The following is an 18,838-nucleotide window of genomic DNA, read 5'->3' on the forward strand; positions in this document are numbered from 1 at the left end:
GTATTAATTAAATAAAAACAAGAATTATGAAAGCAAACATGGGTAGTACCGACAAAATCATCCGTATTCTGGCTGCAGTTTTAATTGCTGTTCTTTATTTCACCAATTTAATTTCAGGCACTTTGGCAACAATACTATTAGTTATTGCTGGCGTGTTCATCCTAACTAGCTTCATTAGTTTTTGTCCGCTTTACTTACCATTTGGCATCTCAACCAAGCCGAAAAATAAGTAGCTGGATTATTAGCAGATTAGTTTCACAAATATTTAGGCTGCATTATGAACATCAATGAAACACTCATCGGGTCATTAGAAGAAGGCCGAACTCGATTTACAAAGCTCTTAGCTGAATTACATGAAGATGATCTAAAGAAAAGATTATCGCCCTCCCCTAACTCCGCAGGATTTTTAATCAGACATATTGGCGATGTTGAATTTTTGTTCGCTAAGAATTTATTCAAAATACCTGATATTCAAGTGCATGCTAAAACGGTAATTGATCAGAAGGATAGTGGCGAGTGGACTAATCTAAGTGAATTATTGGTTTATACTCAAAAATCATTCGACACCTTGAAGTCTGCTATTTTACAGCAAAAAGAAGATGAATGGGATAATCTAGTGGTAACCAAAGAATTTGGCAGCAAAACAAAAGCCGAAGCTTTTGGACGAATTATCACGCACACGGCATATCATGCTGGTCAGTTGGCAATAATTTTAAAGTATGGGCAATAGAAATTAAAGGAATGATATTTAATTTTCCATCAAGCCTATTCAATTATTATATCAGATTAAGCAAGGAATGCGCCTTAAGAAAACAGAACATACATCGGAAAAGCAGAATCAAAAACAGGGCATTCTTATAACTAAAATGTCGGGCGATCAAGTCTATTTTGATGAAGAAAAATTAAAAAGATCATTGAGGCGTTCAAAAGCTGATGAAGACATCATCGCTCAAGTTATCGAAAAGGTAAAAAAGGAGCTATATGATAGCATGCCGACCAAAGAAATATACAGACTTGCATTTTCACACCTCAGAAAGTATTCTGCCACATCAGCATCCAGGTATAAACTAAAAAGCGCTATTCTCGAATTAGGCCCCAGTGGCTTCCCATTCGAAAAATATGTTGCCGAATTATTGAAGTTTAAAAATTATCGAACAGAAGTGGGGAGTGTTGTTCAGGGGCACTGTGTAACACATGAGATAGATATTTTAGCAGAAAATGAGCATCAGTATTTAATAGTGGAATGTAAATTCCATAGCGATCAAAGGCGCTTTTGCGATATTAAAGTCCCACTTTACATCCACTCAAGATTTAAGGATGTAGAGAGTAAAATGCGGGAGAAACAGAGTAAAATTGAGAAATTGTATGTTGGCGGACTAGTAACTAATACCCGATTTTCGAGCGATGCACTTCAATATGGCAAGTGCATGTCAATGTTCATGCTTAGCTGGGATTATCCTATGAATAAAAGTTTAAAAAACCTGATCGATGAATCGGGCTTACATCCAATAACCAGCCTTTTAACTCTTTTAAAGCATGAGAAAGATCAAATACTCAGTAAGGGAATAGTATTATGTAAGGATTTGATAAATAAAGAGCAGATCCTCGCTGAGATGGGTATTTCTGAAACGCGGATTAAAAAAATTGTTGATGAGGTAAAATCAATTTGTGAATCATTAGCCTTGAATAATCCAGAAAAGATTTAAAACAATACGATATCTATTTACCAACACTAATCAATCCCATTTATTTCAATCTGTAAAATTTAGATCATCTTTAATTAGGTATTTATTCTTTCCTTAATCCAAACTAAAAATATTGTAATTAAATTAATCAAAAAGAAAAATATTTAAAAAATCGATTATTAATTTCTGGAAAATAAAAATAATTTAAAATAAATAAAATAATGCAATGATGCATTATTTTATTTATTCATTAAAAATTTATGTTTTTCGCGGTTAGTCGTAGGGTAGCGACTTTTTCTTAAATATTGTTCCACAAAGGTCAGTTAAAATCTAATACTCCACAATAGGTAATCATACTCAAATATATATACAAAAGAATAATTGTATCGTTAAAATTAATAAAATTAAGTGCATATTTGCCAAATAATTAATAAAATTAGCAAGAACGCATTCAAAAGCCGTCCTAAAGCCCTAATTTTGAATATTTTAATATTAATTTTTATAGATTAATTCAAAAACAATAATTAAATATATTGAAATAAATTATCTTTAAAAGAAATATTTTTAAGATTTTTAATTATGTCTTGATGACAATAAATTGGAATCAATTTTATAAGTGTTTGTACTTATAAATGTGTAATTTATTAGTTCCATGAGTACAAATTACTTATATTTATTTATTTATGTACTTAATAAACACTTAGTTTAAAGCACCAAGTTTACCGTGGGATTAATTATTGAACCGAGTCAAAAATGAACATCCAAAAATTAAAAGAGCATTCTTATTTTAATACTTTGAGTGAAAAGGAATATGAAAGTTTAAAAAACTTAGATGTTCAAGTTCATGAAACAGGAATTGCACATTCAGTCATACTTAAAAACAAACATGATGACATTTCATTTTACGAAGTTCAATTTATACCTGAATTTAATTCAAATGGAGAAGTAGAAAAGGTAATTATTAATGTTAATTCAAGTTCACAAAATGCTTATGAGCAACAGCATTATAAAGCTTTAATTGCAGATAGCACTTCTGAAAATTCAAATTTTACTGCCTTAGCAACCTTTAATAAAAAGCTGGAGCTAATCGACTATTTTACATCTAGCGGGGTTGAATTCCATTATTTTTTCAGCAAGCCTGAGACATTAAAAAACTTAAATACTTGGCTTAGCAATCAGTTTAACAAAACAGGCGAAAATCGTTTATCGCTTTCTGAAAGTGATACGGGAATAAAGAATTTGAGTCTAACTTCCCTAGGCTTAAGCAAGAAGAATGAGCTTCTATGCATCCGTATTGAATGTGCGGATTATAATTTTTTATTCGATCCGGTAAACAATATCAATAGCCTAGAGAAAAACATTTTAGATTCCATCCCTGCCGACATTGTCATCATGGATGTAAACCAACGTTATGTATTTCTAAACAAATCTGCTTGTCCTACAGAATCTGTCAGAAAATGGTTGATTGGCAAAAACGATTTTGAATACTGCCGTTACCGCGACAAGCCAATACATATTGCTGTAAAAAGAAGGACTACCTTTAATGAAACCATATTAACTGGTGCTCCAGCTTCTTTAGAAGAGCGATTTGAAACAAATGACGGCGATAAACACCATCTTAGAATCTATCAACCCTTACATGATTCAAATGGTCAGGCTAAATGGGTAATGGGTTACGGACTTGATCTTACTTCTATCAAAAGCATTGAGTCGGTACTTAATAAAATGACCATTGCCGTACAAGATGCGATGGATGGAATTGCGGTAATTGATGATAAAGGCCAGTATGTATATGTAAATGAAGCACATATAAAAATGTTTGGCTACAATAATGACCTTGATTTTATTGGTAAGAAATGGCATATGCTTTACGAGCAGAATGAAATTGATTATTTAGAAAATAAAATATTTCCACTAGTAAATAAAGATGGTCGCTGGGCGGGCGAAACAATAGCCAAATTAAAAGATGGATCTCCTGTTTATCAAGAAATTACGCTTACCAGCCTGGCAGACGGTGGTGTAATATGTATCTGTAGAGATAAAACAGAAGAGAAAAAGCAGAAACAAATAGCAGATATAGCCGCTATAGTTGCTGATAATACAAGTAGTGTCATCATCATTACTGATCCCAATTTAAGAATTCAATGGGTTAACAAAGCCTTCTCTGATGTGATGGAGTATAGTTTTGAGGAGGTTTTTGGCAAAGATCCTACTTTCCTCCACGGACCGGAAACAGATTCGAAGGCAATCAAGAAAATTTACAAGCATTTACTTGATAAGAAAAGTGTATCAGCAGAGATTCTAAATTATAGTAAAAATGGTCGTAAATATTGGATGCAAGTCAATGTAAGCCCCTTTTACAATGCAGATGGCGAATTAGTAAATTTCATCTCTGTAGAAAATGACATCACACAATTAAAACAAGCCGAAGACAATATTAAAAACAGTCTACAGAAAGAAAAAGAGCTCAACGAATTAAAAAGTCAGTTTGTAAGTATTGCTTCTCATGAGATTAGAACACCACTAGCAAGTATTCAATCGAGTTCGGATTTAATCCGAATTTTCCTTGAAAATGATCAAGTACCCAAAGATAAAGTTGAGAAACATATCGATAAAATAGAAAGTCAAATTACAAGGCTTTCTACAATCATGTCGAACCTTTTAACAGTTGGGCGTATCAACCTAGGCAAATTTGACCTACATAAAAACGAAACGGATATAGAAAATTTTGTTAAAAACATTATCAATGAGTATTTTGCAGTAACATCAGATGGCCGTCAAGTCATTTTTAATGTAATTGGAGAAAAACATAAAAGCCATATCGATAAAGTTCTAATGAGCCAGGTTTTAATTAATCTGATCAGCAATGCTATAAAATACTCGATTGGGAAGCCTAATCCGGAGGTTATTTTGGAGTACCAATCCGACAATTTCACTATCGAAGTAAAAGATAAAGGAATTGGAATTCCAGCTGGGCAACATAAAAATATATTTAATTCTTTTTTTAGAGCAAACAATGTTGAAAATATACAAGGAACTGGCCTGGGACTAGTTATTGTGAAGAAATTTGTAGAGATGCATAAAGGAAAAATATCCTTCACCAGTACTTTAGGAAAAGGAACAAGTTTTAAAATAAAATTCCCTTATCAATAAAAATTATGAATGAAAGGAAGCTTAAGGTACTTTTAGTTGAAGATGAGCAGATACTAAGAGAAAATATCGCTCAATTTCTTGAATTAAAGAAATTTAAAGTAATTCAGGCTAAAAATGGTCTTGAGGCAGATTATATCTTAAAAAAGGCAAACCCTGACATCATTATCTGTGATATTTCTATGCCATTTATGAATGGTATTCAGTTATTAAAGCAGGTAAGAAAAAATGATCAGTACAATCATATACCATTTATCTTTTTAACAGCAAAAGCTGAAAAAGAGGATTTAAGAAACGGAATGGTTTCAGGGGCTGACGACTATATAATTAAGCCTTTTACCTTCAGTGAATTGTTTAATTCGATTCAAAAGAGGATTGAGCGACTTTCGCAAATTAGAAATAACAGTCATTTAAGTAATGCGCTAGAAGGATCTATTTCACTAAGTAGTGAGGAAGAACATAAAGCTTTATCACAAATTGAAACTCTCTCAAAAACAGAAAGCAAAATTTTGAAAAAAATAGCGATGGGAATGACTTCTTTATTAATCAGCCAAGAGTTAAATATAAGCATCAGAACAGCTGAAAATCATCGACATAATATTTGTAAAAAGTTAAATCTTAAAGGATCAAACTCACTCATAAAGTTTGCCTTGAAATTTAAATCAGTTCTATAGCGCCCCAAAATACCATTTTCATTAATTTTTTAATTTAATACCGTGTCTAAAATATTAGTAATTGAGGATCAAGAGGATATACGTGAAAACGTAAAAGAGTTGCTTGAACAAAAGGACTTTCTAGTTGAGACAGCTATAAATGCTGAGGATGGATTTAAACTTACAAACTCCTTTTTACCCGATCTTATTTTATGTGATTTAATGCTTCCCGATCATTCTGGCATTGATTTTATTAAAAGACTTAAAGAAAACAAACAGCTTAAAGAAATTCCGGTCATCATCATTACTGGGCATAGTCAGCAAGAAATTTTCAGAAATTCAATGACTCAAGGCGCTGACGATTTTATTGTAAAACCCTTTAAAGCAAGGGAGCTTTTCGATGCAGTTGACGCGCAACTTTCAAAAGCTAAAATCAGAAAACAAGACCATCGTTTAATTGCTGAATTATCCGAACAATCGCCTCTTCCTATTTTAAGATTGGACGAAAAAGGTAAAATTGTATATTCTAATCCAGCAGCTAAATTCTTGGAAGATGAAAGTTTAATAAAAGAATTAAACAATCTGATTGAACTTGAAGTAGGTGAAAATTTTGAATTTGAATTCCCTGTAGCCGACAAAATATTCAACTGTATTGTATCCTATAATCCAGATCATAAATACCATAATGTGTACTTTATCGACAATACAGTCCAGAAAAATGCATTTAGCGAATTAGAAAGTCAAAACACATTAATTGAAAGAAAAAATCAAAACCTATCTCAATTTACATATATCGTTGCACACGACTTAAAAGCTCCAGTAATAAACCTCAGGCAGCTTTTAGACCTGCTTTTACAGAACTATCATCTCAAATCTAAAACAAAAGATAAAGACCATGTTTTATTGAGCTTATTAAACGAGAGTCTCGACAAGCTTGAAACAGTAATGGAGGACGTTTCTGGGATTTTAAAAGCAAGAGAAGAAAGCGCTATTCAAAAAAAGGTTATTTTCTCAGTTGCCAAATACGCTAAAAAAGCAGTTAATGAATTTAAGGATGTTTTAAAGGACATTAATGCCGAAGTTAGCTTTAACATTGAAAGTAGTCTGAGATTAAACTTTCCCCTAAGTGATTTTTCGACTATTTTATTCAATCTAATTGAAAATGCAATAAAATTTAGAGATCCAGAAAGGACATTAAACCTAAATTTCACCGCATCAGAAACACATGATGAGATCATTCTCAAAATTAAAGACAATGGCCTAGGCTTCGATGAAAAAATAGCAAAAGGAAAACTATTCGTCTTCTATCAAAGAATGCACAGTCAGATTGAAGGTAAAGGCCTCGGACTTCAGTTGGTAAGAAATATCATGGATTCGCATGACGGACGAGTGCATTTTATAAGTGCCGCAGGATCTGGCTCAACTTTCCTGCTCAATTTTAAAAAATAATACCTATCAAAAACATGTCAAATATAGAGAGCCCAAAATTTATAGTTATTGATGATGATAACATCAATAATTTTTTAGTCAGAGGGGTATTAAAACAATTATCCTCAAGTTCTGAGGTGGAGTGCTTCACAAATCCACAACTTGCTTTAGATCATTTAATTGGTCTAGAAAATGAAAAATACAAAGACCTTATAATCTTTTTAGACCTTAATATGCCCGTAATAAATGGCTGGGATGTATTAGATAAGCTAAGTGAACATTATGGTGCTTGCCTACCTGAAAATGCAAAATTATACATCGCAAGTTCTTCAGATATTGATAAAGATATCTCTAGATCCAAAGCTTATGAAATGGTGACAGGTTACCTATCAAAACCCCTAAAATTGGAAAAGCTAAAAGAAATTTTATAAGCTAATTAAAGACTTATTATTCGACCATCTTCCATCTCAATAATTCGGTGTGTATTTTGAGCAAATTCTTGATCATGGGTAACAATCAGTAAAGATTGATTGTAAAGTTCGGCTAGTTCCTTAAAAATATTGAAAACAATTTCACCGTTTTTCTTGTCGAGATTTCCAGTAGGCTCATCACCCATAATAATTAATGGATCATTAATTAATGCCCTTGCTATTGCTATGCGCTGCTTTTGGCCGCCTGAGACTTGATTTGGCTTTTTGAGAGCCTCACTTTCTATTCCTAAAATCTTCAACTTTTCATAGGCTCGATGTTCGATTTCTTGCTCCGAATATTTACCGAGCTTCAATCCTGGAAGCATCACATTTTTAAGCACCGAAAACTCATTTAGTAGATAATGAAATTGAAAAACAAAACCTATTTTTTCATTTCTTACCCTAGCCAAATCAGCTTCCTTCTTATTTTTCATGCTTAGTCCATCAATCAAAATCTCCCCTTCATAATCCGTATCCATAGTGGATAAAATATAAAGAAGAGTTGATTTTCCGCATCCAGATTTACCAATCACAGATACAAAATCGCCCCTATTTATGGTAAAATTTATATCATTCAATACCTGAACGGTAATTGGATCATGAAAATATTTCGAAACCGCTTTAGCTTCCAGAATTATTTGACTCATGCTATTTCCCTCGAATAATTATTACTGGATCAACTTTACTAGCCTTGCGAGCAGGAAAATATCCGGCAAAATAGGTGGTAACGATTGAAAAAACTACTCCAATCATATAAAATCTAGGATTATAATTAATTGGATAGGTTTTAATAGTTGGCAATGCTGAGGTATTAAAAGGTATTTGATCAATAGACCATGACATGCCAAGTCCCAAAAGCAAGCCCAAAGCACCACCCAAAATACCAATTGTTAAAGCAATTCCGATAAAAATCCGGTTTACGTCCTTGCCAGAAAATCCAGTAGCCTTTAAAATAGCAATCGAATCCATTTTCTCGTAAATCATCATATTGAGGATATTGTAAATACCAAATCCAGCAACAATCAGTAAGGTAATCCCAACCGAATAAGAAATAAGAGTACGAACTGTGCTACCTGTTTCAAATTGAGAATTTGCAGTCTGAATATCAATAGCATCCACATCAAATAAATTTTGATATTCCTTGGCTAATGAAGGCGCCAAATTAATATCATTTAGCTTAATTTGAATATCGGTAATATATGAGCCCGACTCACCCAAAAGTTTCTGTGTAGTGCTAATAGATGCATAACTTTGTGCATTATCAATATCTTGCAATCCCGATTGAAAAAAACCAACCACCTTTAGCTTAACACGCTCTCCTCTTGAGGTAGTAACTTGAATCATGTCACCTATATTGGCCAACATTTTCTCAGCCAAACCTTTGCCCAAAATAATACTGTTCGGCGTATTCTTTAAATCTATATAATTCCCATCAGTAACATAATCCTGAAATAAAAAGAGCTTATTCTCTGCCTCAACATCAATCCCATTTATGGCACCAGTTAAATCAATGGCTCCGATATTAAAAAAAACTTGAGTAATAATTTTAGGTGCTATGCCTGATACTCTTAAATCCGACTTTAAAAAATTCATAATCGCATCATTATTATAAATTTGAAGTCGCTCTTTTTTAGGCTTTACCGAACTAATAAAATTATGATGCGATTTATAAGTTTCTGATAAATCTATCGGCTGCAAATTAGATGGCCTAATTTCATTATACAAACGAATATGAGCCGTACGATTGATAATTAATCCATCTAGCAAATCATTTAAACCCGACATGAAACTGAGTAAGGTAATGAACATAGCGATACTAAAAGTAACACCAACCCCAGCAACAATTGTTTGCTTTAATCTTGCAACTAATAATGAACCTGAAATACTTACCAATAGTTTAAAATTCATCATAAAGGCTTTTTTATCTCATCATCAATGCTAATTCCAGATATAATTTCAACCATTTGATAATCCTTTAAACCTGTTTTAACTTTAACTGTATCTCCATTGGACATCACAACACTTGAATCATTTAATAAATAATTCCTTGGAATTAACAATGCCCTTTCTTTCGATTCAATTAATATACTTGCTTCAAAAGAAACATTGGGATAGATTTTGGCTGGTTTTTCAATAAATTCAGCTTCCACTAAAAAGGTTTTGCTTCTTTCATCCATCAAAGGGTTTATACGAGTAAGCCTTGCCTCGAAAACTTGATCCTTATAACTATCAAGTTTCACAATAACTTTAAGTCCCGGTTTGACAACTAAAATATCATATTCATCTACCTGCATCTCCAAAATGAATTGATTTGAAGCACCGATTGTAGCTAATGGACTTTGGGGATTAACCAATTCGCCCTTAGATTTGGTTAAATTGTAGACTAAACCATCCATCTGACTTTTTAAGATAAAATCTTGTGCCAAACTTTGTGAAATATTAAGGTTTTTCTGAGCCTGACTCGATGCAAAATTCAATTGACGCTTGAGATCATTATACCTAATTAAAGCCGAATGATAAGCATTTTTTGAATTTTGGAAAGATAATTCACGTTGCTCTAACTCCACTTTTGTCCCAACACTTTGTTCCCATAATTTCTTCTGCCTAAAAAATAATAAAGAATCATTTTTCAGTTTATTGCTCAAAAAATCTATGGAAGCTTCTGCATCATTTAACTTACCCTGATTGGCAGAAAGATTATTAAAATCGGCATTAAGACGCGCATTTTCAAGGTTCAATTGCTGAACTTCATTTGAAACTCGAAGAATTGGCTGACCAACTTTTACTGAATCACCCTCAGTAACATAAATTTCCTCAATAATTCCGCTAACTGTTGAGTAGGCTTGGTATTGGTTCTTACTTTTTAACACTCCTGAAGCATAAACCGATTGTGAAACAGCTTTGATGACAGGTTTAATGGTTTCTTCAGGAGTCTGACATGAATAAAGTAAAACCAGAAATATAAAAAAAATCTTATTCTTCATAAATACTATTTTCTCAAAGCTAAACTATTATTAGCTCACAAAAAATGATTTACATCTCCTTTTTAGCAATTTTTAATCTATAGGGTAAATGCTTTTTAAATAAAAATTGAACCCCAATGCATCAAATAAAAAATCAATAATATTTTCCGAAATTTATCCAATTGATTGTCCCTAAAAGACAATAATTAATTTGACTAGCTTTAAAGCTCAGTATGAAAGAAATTAAAGCCATCATTGCCGCTTACGATAAGATCGATCAAACACAAACACGTGCTGCTCTAGCCATTGTTGTACGTGTAGAAGGTTCATCCTATCGCCGTACAGGGGCAAGAATGCTTGTTTTAGATGATGGGACATGGGTTGGCGGAATTAGTGGAGGTTGCCTAGAAGGCGATGCATTGAAACGCGCGCGACTTGCCATAAACAAATCTGAAGCCTCACTCATTACCTATGATACCAGTGAAGATGATCCTCATCAAATTGGAGTGGGATTAGGCTGCAATGGCATCATTGATGTCTTGTTTTGCCCAATAAATTTTAATGACCCGAATAACCCTGTTGAAATTTTAAAAAAATGCCTTAAAGCCAATAGAGAAACCCATACTTTAATTACAATTACGGATTTAAAAGGGGAATATCATGGGATTAAAAAAGGAAATTGTTTTCAATACAATGGTGAAGAAAGTCTGAAAGAATTTGAAAATTTAAAAACACAACAATCAGTAAATCAGGTAATTAAATCACAAATAACGACTCACAAATCTGGAATTTCAAGCATAGAATTAGACAATGAAAATAGCATAAGTCTATTCATCGAATTATTAGCTCCCGAAATCCATGTCGTTTTAATGGGGAATCAATATGATGTTTTCCCAATGTGCCGCTTACTAAAGGAAATTGGCTGGCGCATAAGCATTGTTGCGAATCCATTGAAACTAAATTCCAAAATTGTAGCGCTTGTTGATGAGGTTAAATCGCCTACAGAATTTCAAAATATGCTGATTGATGAGCATACAGCCATAATTCTCATGTCGCATGATTTTAAAACTGATAAAATAAACTTACCAAAAGCGCTGAATACCGCCTCCCCCTACATCGGAATGTTGGGTCCGAAGGTGCGTGCCCAAAAAATATGGGATGAGCTTGCTGAAGAAGGTTTTAGCATCCATGAAGCAGATATGAAACGTATTTATGCACCCCTGGGACTTGATATTGGCGCTATAACACCCGAAGAAATCGCTCTTTCAATGGCCGCAGGAATAAGAGCAGCATTTACCGGTAGAGATGGTACTTTCTTAAAGTATAGAAAAACACCTATTCACCCAAGAAATTAAAATGATGGCCACAAAAGACCGAACTTCAAAAAATATCGGAATTATTATTCTTGCGGCAGGTACATCTGCAAGAATGGGTTCAGCAAAACAATTATTGAGCTATCGTGGTAAAAGCTTGCTTCAACATAGCATAGATACCGCCTTGGATAGTTTAGCAGAACTAGTGATTGTTGTTCTGGGTGCTAGGAAAGAAATTATTGAACAAGAATTAGATCAATCTAACATTCAGCTAATTGAAAACCCTTTGTGGGAAAGCGGAATGGCTTCATCGATTAAATTCGGACTTCAAAAACTTAAAATAATGCTCCCAGAGGCCGATGGAGCTATTTTTATGGTCTGCGATCAACCCTTTGTAAATGCCCAATTATTAAATAAACTTATAGAAAAACACATCACAAGCGGAAAAAACATTGTTGCCAGTAAATATGCAGATACCCTTGGCACCCCTACCCTTTTCCATCATAGCTTTTTTGATGAACTTTCTAGCCTCGAAGGCGATATTGGCGCTAGATCACTAATAAAAAATTATAAAAACCAAACAGAATCAGTAGAATTTCAACTTGGAAGTATTGATATTGATACACGAGAAAATTACCTGAAATTACCTAAATAACGTACTTTTATCCATGCTTGTCGACGGTTTTAACAGAGTTCATAATTACCTAAGAATATCGCTTACAGATAATTGCAACCTCCGTTGTTTTTATTGTATGCCGGAAGAGGATTATGAATTTACACCGCATTCAAGACTAATGCAACCTTCTGAAATAGAATTACTTGCAAAAATATTTGTAGAGAATGGCGTCAATAAAATCCGACTTACGGGAGGTGAACCTCTAGTGAGGAAAGATGCTGCTGATATCATTTTACGTCTATCAAAGCTTCCTGTATCGCTCACAATGACCACAAATGCAACACGACTACATGATTTTGCAGATGTATTGGAAGAAGCGAAAATTAAATCCCTAAACATTAGTCTCGATACCCTCGATGCCGATAAATTCCAAATCATTACTCGCAGAGATTCTTTCCAAAAGGTAATCGATAATATCCATTTAATGATCAGCAAAAACATTCATGTTAAGGTTAATGTGGTGATTATGAAGGGCTTGAATGATCATGAAATAAATGACTTTATTGAGTGGACCAAAGATCTCGCAGTACATGTCCGTTTTATAGAATTTATGCCTTTTGAGGGTAACCGCTGGACCAGCAACCAGGTGTTTACTATGGATGATATGTTGCAGCAAATCGGCAAAAAATATAACCCTATACGCTTAAAAGACGATATTAACGATACCGCAAAGAAATTTGCTATTGAGGGCCATCAAGGTACATTTGCTATCATCAGCACCATGAGTGCACCATTTTGCAGTACTTGTAACCGCATGCGACTAACAGCAGATGGGAAAATGAAAAATTGCCTCTTTTCACAAAAAGAAACGGATTTACTTAGCGCACTTCGTAATGGAGAGGATGTTTTGCCACTCATCCAAGAAAGTATTGCATCGAAAGCGAAGGAACTTGGTGGTCAATTCACGAAAGATTTTGAGAAAATTCAAGCTGAAGACCTTCAAAATCGCAGTATGATTAGTATTGGTGGCTAAAATTTCAGGTATTTTTATAATCCTAGTAGCCAATTCAAGCTTTGTTAATCATCAATTTTTTATCGAAATTCACAACAAATAAAGAAAAACAGCCAGATGCCCAAAGAGTTAATACCTGTTTCTGAAGCAAAACAACTAATTGAAGAGCATATCGAGGCAAGCAGTCCCATTCAATTTCATTTAAATGAAGCTGCAGGTTTAATCCTTGCTGAAGAGCTATTTTCTTTGAGCGATTTACCACCATTCAATCAATCCTCCATGGATGGTTATGCGCTAAACTTCGAGGAATGGCAAAAACATCAGGAATTACTCATTGACGGCGAGTCGCAAGCAGGCTTAGCCGATTTAAAGCCCCTAAAGCCTCAAAGTGCCCGACGAATATTTACCGGTGCAGCAGTCCCGCCCGGTGCAGATACCGTTGTCATGCAGGAAAAAACAAGCATTTACAATGGTAAATTAAGCATTACAGATCCACAATTAGTGAAAGGTCAGAATGTTAGATTACAAGGCTCTGAAGCTAAAGCCAATGAAATGGCGCTCGAGAAAAATTCGTATTTAAGTCCGGCGGCTATTGGATTTATCGCCGGACTAGGCATCAACCAAATATTAGCCTACCCACAACCCAGTGTAAGCATTATTCTAACTGGAAATGAATTACAAACACCAGGAAAACCACTGCAATTAGGACAGGTTTATGATGCCAATTCCTATGCTTTAAAAGCAGCCTTAAATCAGATAGGTATCACCAAGATTAATATTTTATCATCTGAAGATGATTTAGAAATTCTTAGTTCAGTTTTAAAAAGCGCTCTAAACCAAAGTGATTTAGTGTTACTTACAGGGGGCGTAAGTGTTGGAGATTATGATTTTGTAGTTCAGGCGACTAAAGAAAATGAAGTTGAGCAGATATTCCACAAGATAAAGCAGAAGCCTGGTAAGCCACTTTTCTTTGGTAAAAAAGGCAAAAAATACATATTTGGCTTACCTGGAAATCCCGCATCGGTTTTAAACTGCTTTTATGAATATGTATATCCAGCCATTGGGATATTAAATAATAGCAAGAAAGATCTTATCAAAATTCAAGCGCCACTAAGCAAGTCACAAAAAAAAGCAGCTGGCTTAACTCAATTTTTAAAAGGATATTATGATGGTAAAATGGCACATGATCTAAAGGCGCAAGAATCATTTAGGTTAAGCTCTTTTGCCAAGGCAAATTGCTTGATCAAACTAGATGAAAATCAGACAGAATTCACTGAGGGTCAAATAGTTGAAATACACCTTTTGCCAGTTTAAATAGCAATGGAAAGCATCTATATTTTTTATGTTTTACTTTTTATTGTTGCATTTTTATATGCCTCTGTAGGGCATGGTGGTGCCAGTGGCTATTTGGCATTAATGGCAATCTATGCTGTTAGTCCCGAAGTAATGAAACCCACCGCACTCCTACTCAATCTTTTTGTATCGCTTACCGCATTCATACAATTTTACCGTGGGAAGCATTTCAAATGGCCAATTTTCCTCCCACTTGCGCTTGCATCTATCCCAATGGCATTTTTAGGTGGGATGATTAGTTTAGATGCCGATATTTACAAAAAAGTACTGGGAATACTCCTACTCATTCCCGTTTTTAGATTCCTCATCTATAAAAACAGTGAGGCACAAGATTTACAAAAAAACACCATTTTTCTCTCCATTTTAATAGGTGCAGGAATAGGTTTCCTTTCGGGATTAATAGGCATTGGAGGCGGAATTATTCTTTCGCCGGTGTTATTATTGCTGCGCTGGACTGACCAAAAACAAACTGCTGCTATCAGTGCATTATTTATTTTCGTAAATTCGTGTTCGGGATTAGCAGGCCATCTATACAAAGGCATTAATTTTAGTCCGGATATGATAAGTTATGTTGGCATTGCCTTTGTCGGCGGACTATTAGGTTCTTATTTAGGGTCCTTGAAATTCAATCAGAATATATTGAAGAACACCCTGGCAATTGTGCTATTGGTGGCGGGACTAAAACTAATTTTCACCTCTTAAAAGCTTAAATATGAAAGTTGAACTTACGCTTTTCGGACAGTTGGCAGATATCGCAGGAAGAACAAAATTCCAACTCCAAGATATTCCAGACACGGATACACTTCAAAAGAAAATTCATGAAATGTATCCTGAAATGGCAAATATGAGCTATAGCATTGCGGTGAATAAAAAGACTATTCATGAAAATACAGTTTTTGAAGGAGATGCAAATGTGGCATTATTACCACCTTTTTCTGGAGGATAAATATGAGCAAAGCAGCTAAAAATGAACGATATGCCCGACAAATATCCTTGAAAGAATTGGGTGAAGCCGGGCAGGACAAATTAAAAAATGCCAAGGTTTTAATTATTGGTGCTGGTGGCTTGGGATGCCCAGCAATGATGTATCTCGCTGGTGCAGGAATAGGCAATTTGGGCATAGTAGACTTTGATTTAGTAAGGCTTAGCAACCTCCACCGACAAATTTTATTTTCTGTAAATGATATCGGGCAATCAAAAGCAAAGCGTGCGGCAGAGGTATTGAAACAGATAAACCCAGATATTGAAATTCATGTATTTAATGAAGAATTAAGCAATTCCAATGCATTGAATATTTTGTCGGATTTCGATATCATTCTCGATGGAACAGATAATTTTTCGAGCCGCTACTTGATAAATGACGCTTGTGTACTACTCAATAAAACACTCGTTTATGGCGCTATTTCACGGTTTGAGGGACAGTTAGCTGTCTTTAACAGTACAAAATCAAGTCCTGAGGACAGAGTAAATTACCGCGACCTTTTCCCCTTAGCTCCCGCAGATCATGAAGTATTAAACTGTGCCGAAGCAGGTGTAATTGGGGTGCTACCAGGAATTATTGGCACTATGATGGCCAATGAAACGATCAAACTAATTACAGGAATTGGAGAAGCATTAATCAACCGACTACTCACTTATAACTCTTTAAATAACCATTTTTTTGAATTGGAATTGACTCCAAGAGCGGAAACAAATAAAATGATTCCTAAGGGAATTAGCGAATTTGAATCCTTTAGTTATAAAGCTTTTTGCAGAATAAATTCAACATTTGATTTGTCTTATGAGAATTTTGAGCCCATGATTAAGAATGGCAATATTCAAATTATAGATGTTCGTGAAAGTGGTGAAGCGCCTGATATTGAGCACATTAACCACATAAATATTCCATTGAGTAAATTAAAAGAACAAATTCCGGAGATTGATGCGAAAACCATTGTACTTTTATGTCAAACAGGTAAACGCAGCACGGTAGCGGCAGAAATATTGAGCCAACATTATGGTAAATCGCGCAAAATATTTAGCCTTAAAGATGGAATCGCCGCATGGCAAAAAGAAAATAATTAAGCATGTCAGAAAGAAAAATTAAAAATATTTTTAGTCAGGGGCCAATTCCAGCCACATTTATCGCTGAAAGCATACAAAAGCATAGTTCGCAGACAGCCATTGGCGGGCATAGCATTTTTCTGGGACAGGTAAGAGCCGACGAAACTGAACAAGGCAAGGTAAAGGCTATCGATTATACTGCATTTGAAGAAATGGCACTCGAAAAAATGCATCAAATCCGTGAAGAAATCTTCGCGAAATACCCAATTACCTGCATGCACGTTCATCATAGTCTGGGGCAAGTCCAAGCCGGCGAAATCTGTTTATTTGTATTTAGCTCATCGGCACATCGAAAAGCAGCAATTGATTCATGCAATGAAATTGTGGAGCGAATAAAAGCCGAATTACCTATTTGGGGCAAAGAAATTATGGAGAATGACTCCCACCAATGGAAAGTTAATAAATAATGGAAAGTCAAGTAAATAGTCCACAAGAATACATCAAAACCTTAAACCTTGAGAGACAAGAAGCTTTAATTCTACTCAGAAAAACCATTCTTGAACATTTACCAGCAGGTTTTACTGAAGAAATGTCTTATGGTATGATCGGATATGTAGTTCCACATTCAATTTATCCAGCAGGTTATCATTCTAATCCCAAATTACCGCTTCCATTTATCAGTATCGCCTCTCAAAAGAGTCATATTGCCCTGTATCACATGGGTTTATACGCTAATCAAGAGCTTTTAGAATGGTTTATTTCAGAATATGAGAAGCATTCCAAATCTAAAATTGACATAGGGAAAAGCTGTATTAGATTTAAGAAAATAGAGCAAATACCCTATCCATTAATTGCAGAACTCGTTTCTAAAATGACGGTTAAGAATTGGATTTCTATCTATGAAAGCACAGTTAGAAGCTAATTATTTAAGCAGATTGAGCTATTAATTCCGCAACAATTTTCTCACATAATTCATGAGTTTTCAAAGCATCTTGCATGGATATTTTAGGAGCTTCATCGTTTTGAACTGCATATAAAAAATCATTCACAATATGTTCGAAACCACGTTTAGAAAGCGTTGACTCCCAATCATTTATACCATTTGAGATTTCAATTTTATTTCTGTTGGTTTTTAAATTGGTCAAATTAAGGACTGTTTTCTTCTCTTCTCCGCTAAACACCTCCACTTTTTCTTCCAAGGTGCCCGAATCACGATTCATGATGGCAATAGCAATAGCGCCATTTTCGGCAATAAGCTGAACAACCACGTGGATTAATAAATCCTGGCTATGCATTCCTCTCACCAAAATTTCTTTAACAGGATAGGTAAAAAGAAAACGCATGGTATCAATAACATGTATAAAATCATCAAAAACAAAGGTTCGAACATCCCCAGGTAAAGAATGACGATTCTTTTGAAGAATAATCATGTTAGGATTGGCCAGCTTTTTCAATTCAACATAAGCAGGTGCATATCTCCTATTGAAACCAACCATTAAATGAAGCTGTCGAGCCTCTGCCAAATCAATTAATCGCTTAGCTGATTCAAAATGGTAGCTAATTGGCTTGTCAACATACACATGAATATCGTGCAGTAAAAGTTGCTCAATAATTTGCTCATGCGATTCAGTCGCGCTATGCACAAAAGCAGCTTTAATCCCACTATTTATCAAGGATTCTAAACTAGAATGGAGATTAGCAATTCGATATTGATTACCTATTGCCAAAAGACGATCCTGATTACGAGTAAAAAGGTGAAGGTCTAAATGCTTTGCAGCCAAAACTGGCAAATATGCCTTTTGTGCGATGTCGCCTAATCCGATGATGCCTATTTTCACTAGTTAGTAGTTAGATGTGAGATATGAGATGTGAGACATTAGATGTGAGATATGAGACTACTAGACAGGTCTCGACCTGGCCTATTACAAAAATATAAAATTCTTGTACAAATTGGCCTAAATCTTTAAGGTTGGTATTGAGATGTGAGATATGAGATGTGAGATATCGCGCGTAGGGACAGGTCGCGACCTGTCCTCTTATGAAATTAAAAACCATTAAGAAATTAAGAAAAATTAAGTCGTGATGATTTATGGAGACCTGTCAAGTTAGAAATTAACAGATTTTAAATTAGACATTATGCCTTAATAACCTT

20 protein-coding genes are annotated in these 18,838 nt (G+C 34.6%); 16 read left to right on the plus strand and 4 right to left on the minus strand.

Going from position 1 to position 18,838, the window contains the following annotated elements:
- The first annotated feature begins 26 nt into the window (after positions 1-26).
- From QZ136_RS04210 to QZ136_RS04240, 7 genes are all read left to right on the plus strand, one after another.
- Positions 27-233, plus strand: a complete 207-nt coding sequence (locus QZ136_RS04210; RefSeq protein WP_291400687.1) for a DUF2892 domain-containing protein — start codon at positions 27-29, stop codon at positions 231-233.
- A 44-nt stretch (positions 234-277) separates the two neighbouring features.
- Positions 278-730 (plus strand): DinB family protein, encoded by a 453-nt coding sequence (locus QZ136_RS04215; protein ID WP_291400688.1) that lies wholly within the window; start codon positions 278-280, stop codon positions 728-730.
- 67 nt (positions 731-797) lie between these two features.
- Positions 798-1,706 carry an ATP cone domain-containing protein gene (locus tag QZ136_RS04220; RefSeq protein ID WP_291400690.1) on the plus strand — a complete coding sequence of 303 codons (909 nt, stop codon included), beginning with the start codon at positions 798-800 and terminating at the stop codon, positions 1,704-1,706.
- A gap of 732 nt (positions 1,707-2,438) precedes the next feature.
- A complete protein-coding gene (locus QZ136_RS04225) occupies positions 2,439-4,838 on the plus strand; it encodes a PAS domain S-box protein (RefSeq protein ID WP_291400697.1) in 2,400 nt (799 codons plus the stop codon).
- A gap of 5 nt (positions 4,839-4,843) precedes the next feature.
- Entirely contained in the window at positions 4,844-5,509 is a 666-nt protein-coding gene (locus QZ136_RS04230) for a response regulator transcription factor (protein WP_291400699.1), read from the plus strand.
- Positions 5,510-5,551: 42 nt separating this feature from the next.
- Positions 5,552-6,937, plus strand: coding sequence for a response regulator (locus tag QZ136_RS04235; protein ID WP_291400701.1), 1,386 nt, complete (start codon positions 5,552-5,554; stop codon positions 6,935-6,937).
- A gap of 14 nt (positions 6,938-6,951) precedes the next feature.
- Positions 6,952-7,347: a response regulator gene (locus tag QZ136_RS04240; RefSeq protein WP_291400703.1), complete on the plus strand. Its 396-nt coding sequence runs from the start codon at positions 6,952-6,954 to the stop codon at positions 7,345-7,347.
- 5 nt (positions 7,348-7,352) lie between these two features.
- Here QZ136_RS04240 and QZ136_RS04245 read toward each other — a convergent pair whose 3' ends face one another.
- Genes QZ136_RS04245 through QZ136_RS04255 form a run of 3 tightly spaced genes read right to left on the minus strand, consistent with a single transcriptional unit; the run spans position 7,353 to position 10,370 of the window.
- Positions 7,353-8,033, minus strand: a complete 681-nt coding sequence (locus QZ136_RS04245) for an ABC transporter ATP-binding protein (protein ID WP_291400706.1) — start codon at positions 8,031-8,033, stop codon at positions 7,353-7,355.
- A gap of 1 nt (position 8,034) precedes the next feature.
- The gene (locus QZ136_RS04250; RefSeq protein WP_291400708.1) at positions 8,035-9,297 is read right to left on the minus strand and encodes an FtsX-like permease family protein; all 1,263 of its coding nucleotides are present in this window, start codon (positions 9,295-9,297) and stop codon (positions 8,035-8,037) included.
- The gene (locus tag QZ136_RS04255) at positions 9,294-10,370 is read right to left on the minus strand and encodes an efflux RND transporter periplasmic adaptor subunit (protein WP_291400710.1); all 1,077 of its coding nucleotides are present in this window, start codon (positions 10,368-10,370) and stop codon (positions 9,294-9,296) included. Before QZ136_RS04255 ends, QZ136_RS04250 begins: the two co-directional genes overlap by 4 nt.
- Before the next feature lie 212 nt (positions 10,371-10,582).
- Here QZ136_RS04255 and QZ136_RS04260 point away from each other — a divergent pair, with 212 nt between their 5' ends.
- From QZ136_RS04260 to QZ136_RS04300, 9 genes are all read left to right on the plus strand, one after another.
- Positions 10,583-11,704 carry an XdhC family protein gene (locus tag QZ136_RS04260; protein ID WP_291400712.1) on the plus strand — a complete coding sequence of 374 codons (1,122 nt, stop codon included), beginning with the start codon at positions 10,583-10,585 and terminating at the stop codon, positions 11,702-11,704.
- Positions 11,705-11,708: 4 nt separating this feature from the next.
- Entirely contained in the window at positions 11,709-12,317 is a 609-nt protein-coding gene (locus QZ136_RS04265; protein WP_291400714.1) for a nucleotidyltransferase family protein, read from the plus strand.
- Positions 12,318-12,330: 13 nt separating this feature from the next.
- On the plus strand, positions 12,331-13,311 hold the full coding sequence (gene moaA / locus QZ136_RS04270) for a GTP 3',8-cyclase MoaA (RefSeq protein ID WP_291400716.1): 981 nt from the start codon (positions 12,331-12,333) through the stop codon (positions 13,309-13,311).
- A gap of 96 nt (positions 13,312-13,407) precedes the next feature.
- On the plus strand, positions 13,408-14,604 hold the full coding sequence (glp, locus tag QZ136_RS04275; protein ID WP_291400718.1) for a gephyrin-like molybdotransferase Glp: 1,197 nt from the start codon (positions 13,408-13,410) through the stop codon (positions 14,602-14,604).
- 6 nt (positions 14,605-14,610) lie between these two features.
- A complete protein-coding gene (locus QZ136_RS04280) occupies positions 14,611-15,345 on the plus strand; it encodes a sulfite exporter TauE/SafE family protein (RefSeq protein ID WP_291400719.1) in 735 nt (244 codons plus the stop codon).
- Between the two features lie 10 nt (positions 15,346-15,355).
- On the plus strand, positions 15,356-15,589 hold the full coding sequence (locus tag QZ136_RS04285; protein WP_291400721.1) for a MoaD/ThiS family protein: 234 nt from the start codon (positions 15,356-15,358) through the stop codon (positions 15,587-15,589).
- A 2-nt stretch (positions 15,590-15,591) separates the two neighbouring features.
- Entirely contained in the window at positions 15,592-16,707 is a 1,116-nt protein-coding gene (locus QZ136_RS04290) for a HesA/MoeB/ThiF family protein (protein ID WP_291400723.1), read from the plus strand.
- Positions 16,708-16,709: 2 nt separating this feature from the next.
- Positions 16,710-17,153, plus strand: coding sequence for a molybdenum cofactor biosynthesis protein MoaE (locus QZ136_RS04295; RefSeq protein WP_291400725.1), 444 nt, complete (start codon positions 16,710-16,712; stop codon positions 17,151-17,153).
- On the plus strand, positions 17,153-17,608 hold the full coding sequence (locus QZ136_RS04300; protein WP_291400727.1) for a DUF1801 domain-containing protein: 456 nt from the start codon (positions 17,153-17,155) through the stop codon (positions 17,606-17,608). The genes QZ136_RS04295 and QZ136_RS04300 overlap by 1 nt, the downstream gene beginning before the upstream one ends.
- 4 nt (positions 17,609-17,612) lie before the next feature.
- On the opposite strand, the gene QZ136_RS04305 is transcribed toward QZ136_RS04300, so the two are convergent.
- The gene (locus tag QZ136_RS04305; RefSeq protein ID WP_291400728.1) at positions 17,613-18,524 is read right to left on the minus strand and encodes a Gfo/Idh/MocA family oxidoreductase; all 912 of its coding nucleotides are present in this window, start codon (positions 18,522-18,524) and stop codon (positions 17,613-17,615) included.
- Between the last annotated feature and the right edge of the window lie 314 nt (positions 18,525-18,838).

It is taken from the genome of Daejeonella sp. (assembly GCF_017495225.1).
Taxonomy (GTDB): Bacteria; Bacteroidota; Bacteroidia; order Sphingobacteriales; family Sphingobacteriaceae; genus Daejeonella.

Coding starts and splice junctions, on each gene's coding strand:
- QZ136_RS04225 (WP_291400697.1), top strand. CDS start 2,439: ATGAACATCCAAAAATTAAAAGAGCATTCTTATTTTAATACTTTGAGT.
- glp (WP_291400718.1), top strand. CDS start 13,408: ATGCCCAAAGAGTTAATACCTGTTTCTGAAGCAAAACAACTAATTGAA.
- QZ136_RS04280 (WP_291400719.1), top strand. CDS start 14,611: ATGGAAAGCATCTATATTTTTTATGTTTTACTTTTTATTGTTGCATTT.
- QZ136_RS04265 (WP_291400714.1), top strand. CDS start 11,709: ATGGCCACAAAAGACCGAACTTCAAAAAATATCGGAATTATTATTCTT.
- QZ136_RS04260 (WP_291400712.1), top strand. CDS start 10,583: ATGAAAGAAATTAAAGCCATCATTGCCGCTTACGATAAGATCGATCAA.
- QZ136_RS04215 (WP_291400688.1), top strand. CDS start 278: ATGAACATCAATGAAACACTCATCGGGTCATTAGAAGAAGGCCGAACT.
- QZ136_RS04250 (WP_291400708.1), bottom strand. CDS start 9,297: ATGATGAATTTTAAACTATTGGTAAGTATTTCAGGTTCATTATTAGTT.
- QZ136_RS04210 (WP_291400687.1), top strand. CDS start 27: ATGAAAGCAAACATGGGTAGTACCGACAAAATCATCCGTATTCTGGCT.
- QZ136_RS04295 (WP_291400725.1), top strand. CDS start 16,710: ATGTCAGAAAGAAAAATTAAAAATATTTTTAGTCAGGGGCCAATTCCA.
- QZ136_RS04255 (WP_291400710.1), bottom strand. CDS start 10,370: ATGAAGAATAAGATTTTTTTTATATTTCTGGTTTTACTTTATTCATGT.
- moaA (WP_291400716.1), top strand. CDS start 12,331: ATGCTTGTCGACGGTTTTAACAGAGTTCATAATTACCTAAGAATATCG.
- QZ136_RS04300 (WP_291400727.1), top strand. CDS start 17,153: ATGGAAAGTCAAGTAAATAGTCCACAAGAATACATCAAAACCTTAAAC.
- QZ136_RS04285 (WP_291400721.1), top strand. CDS start 15,356: ATGAAAGTTGAACTTACGCTTTTCGGACAGTTGGCAGATATCGCAGGA.
- QZ136_RS04230 (WP_291400699.1), top strand. CDS start 4,844: ATGAATGAAAGGAAGCTTAAGGTACTTTTAGTTGAAGATGAGCAGATA.
- QZ136_RS04220 (WP_291400690.1), top strand. CDS start 798: ATGCGCCTTAAGAAAACAGAACATACATCGGAAAAGCAGAATCAAAAA.
- QZ136_RS04290 (WP_291400723.1), top strand. CDS start 15,592: ATGAGCAAAGCAGCTAAAAATGAACGATATGCCCGACAAATATCCTTG.
- QZ136_RS04245 (WP_291400706.1), bottom strand. CDS start 8,033: ATGAGTCAAATAATTCTGGAAGCTAAAGCGGTTTCGAAATATTTTCAT.
- QZ136_RS04240 (WP_291400703.1), top strand. CDS start 6,952: ATGTCAAATATAGAGAGCCCAAAATTTATAGTTATTGATGATGATAAC.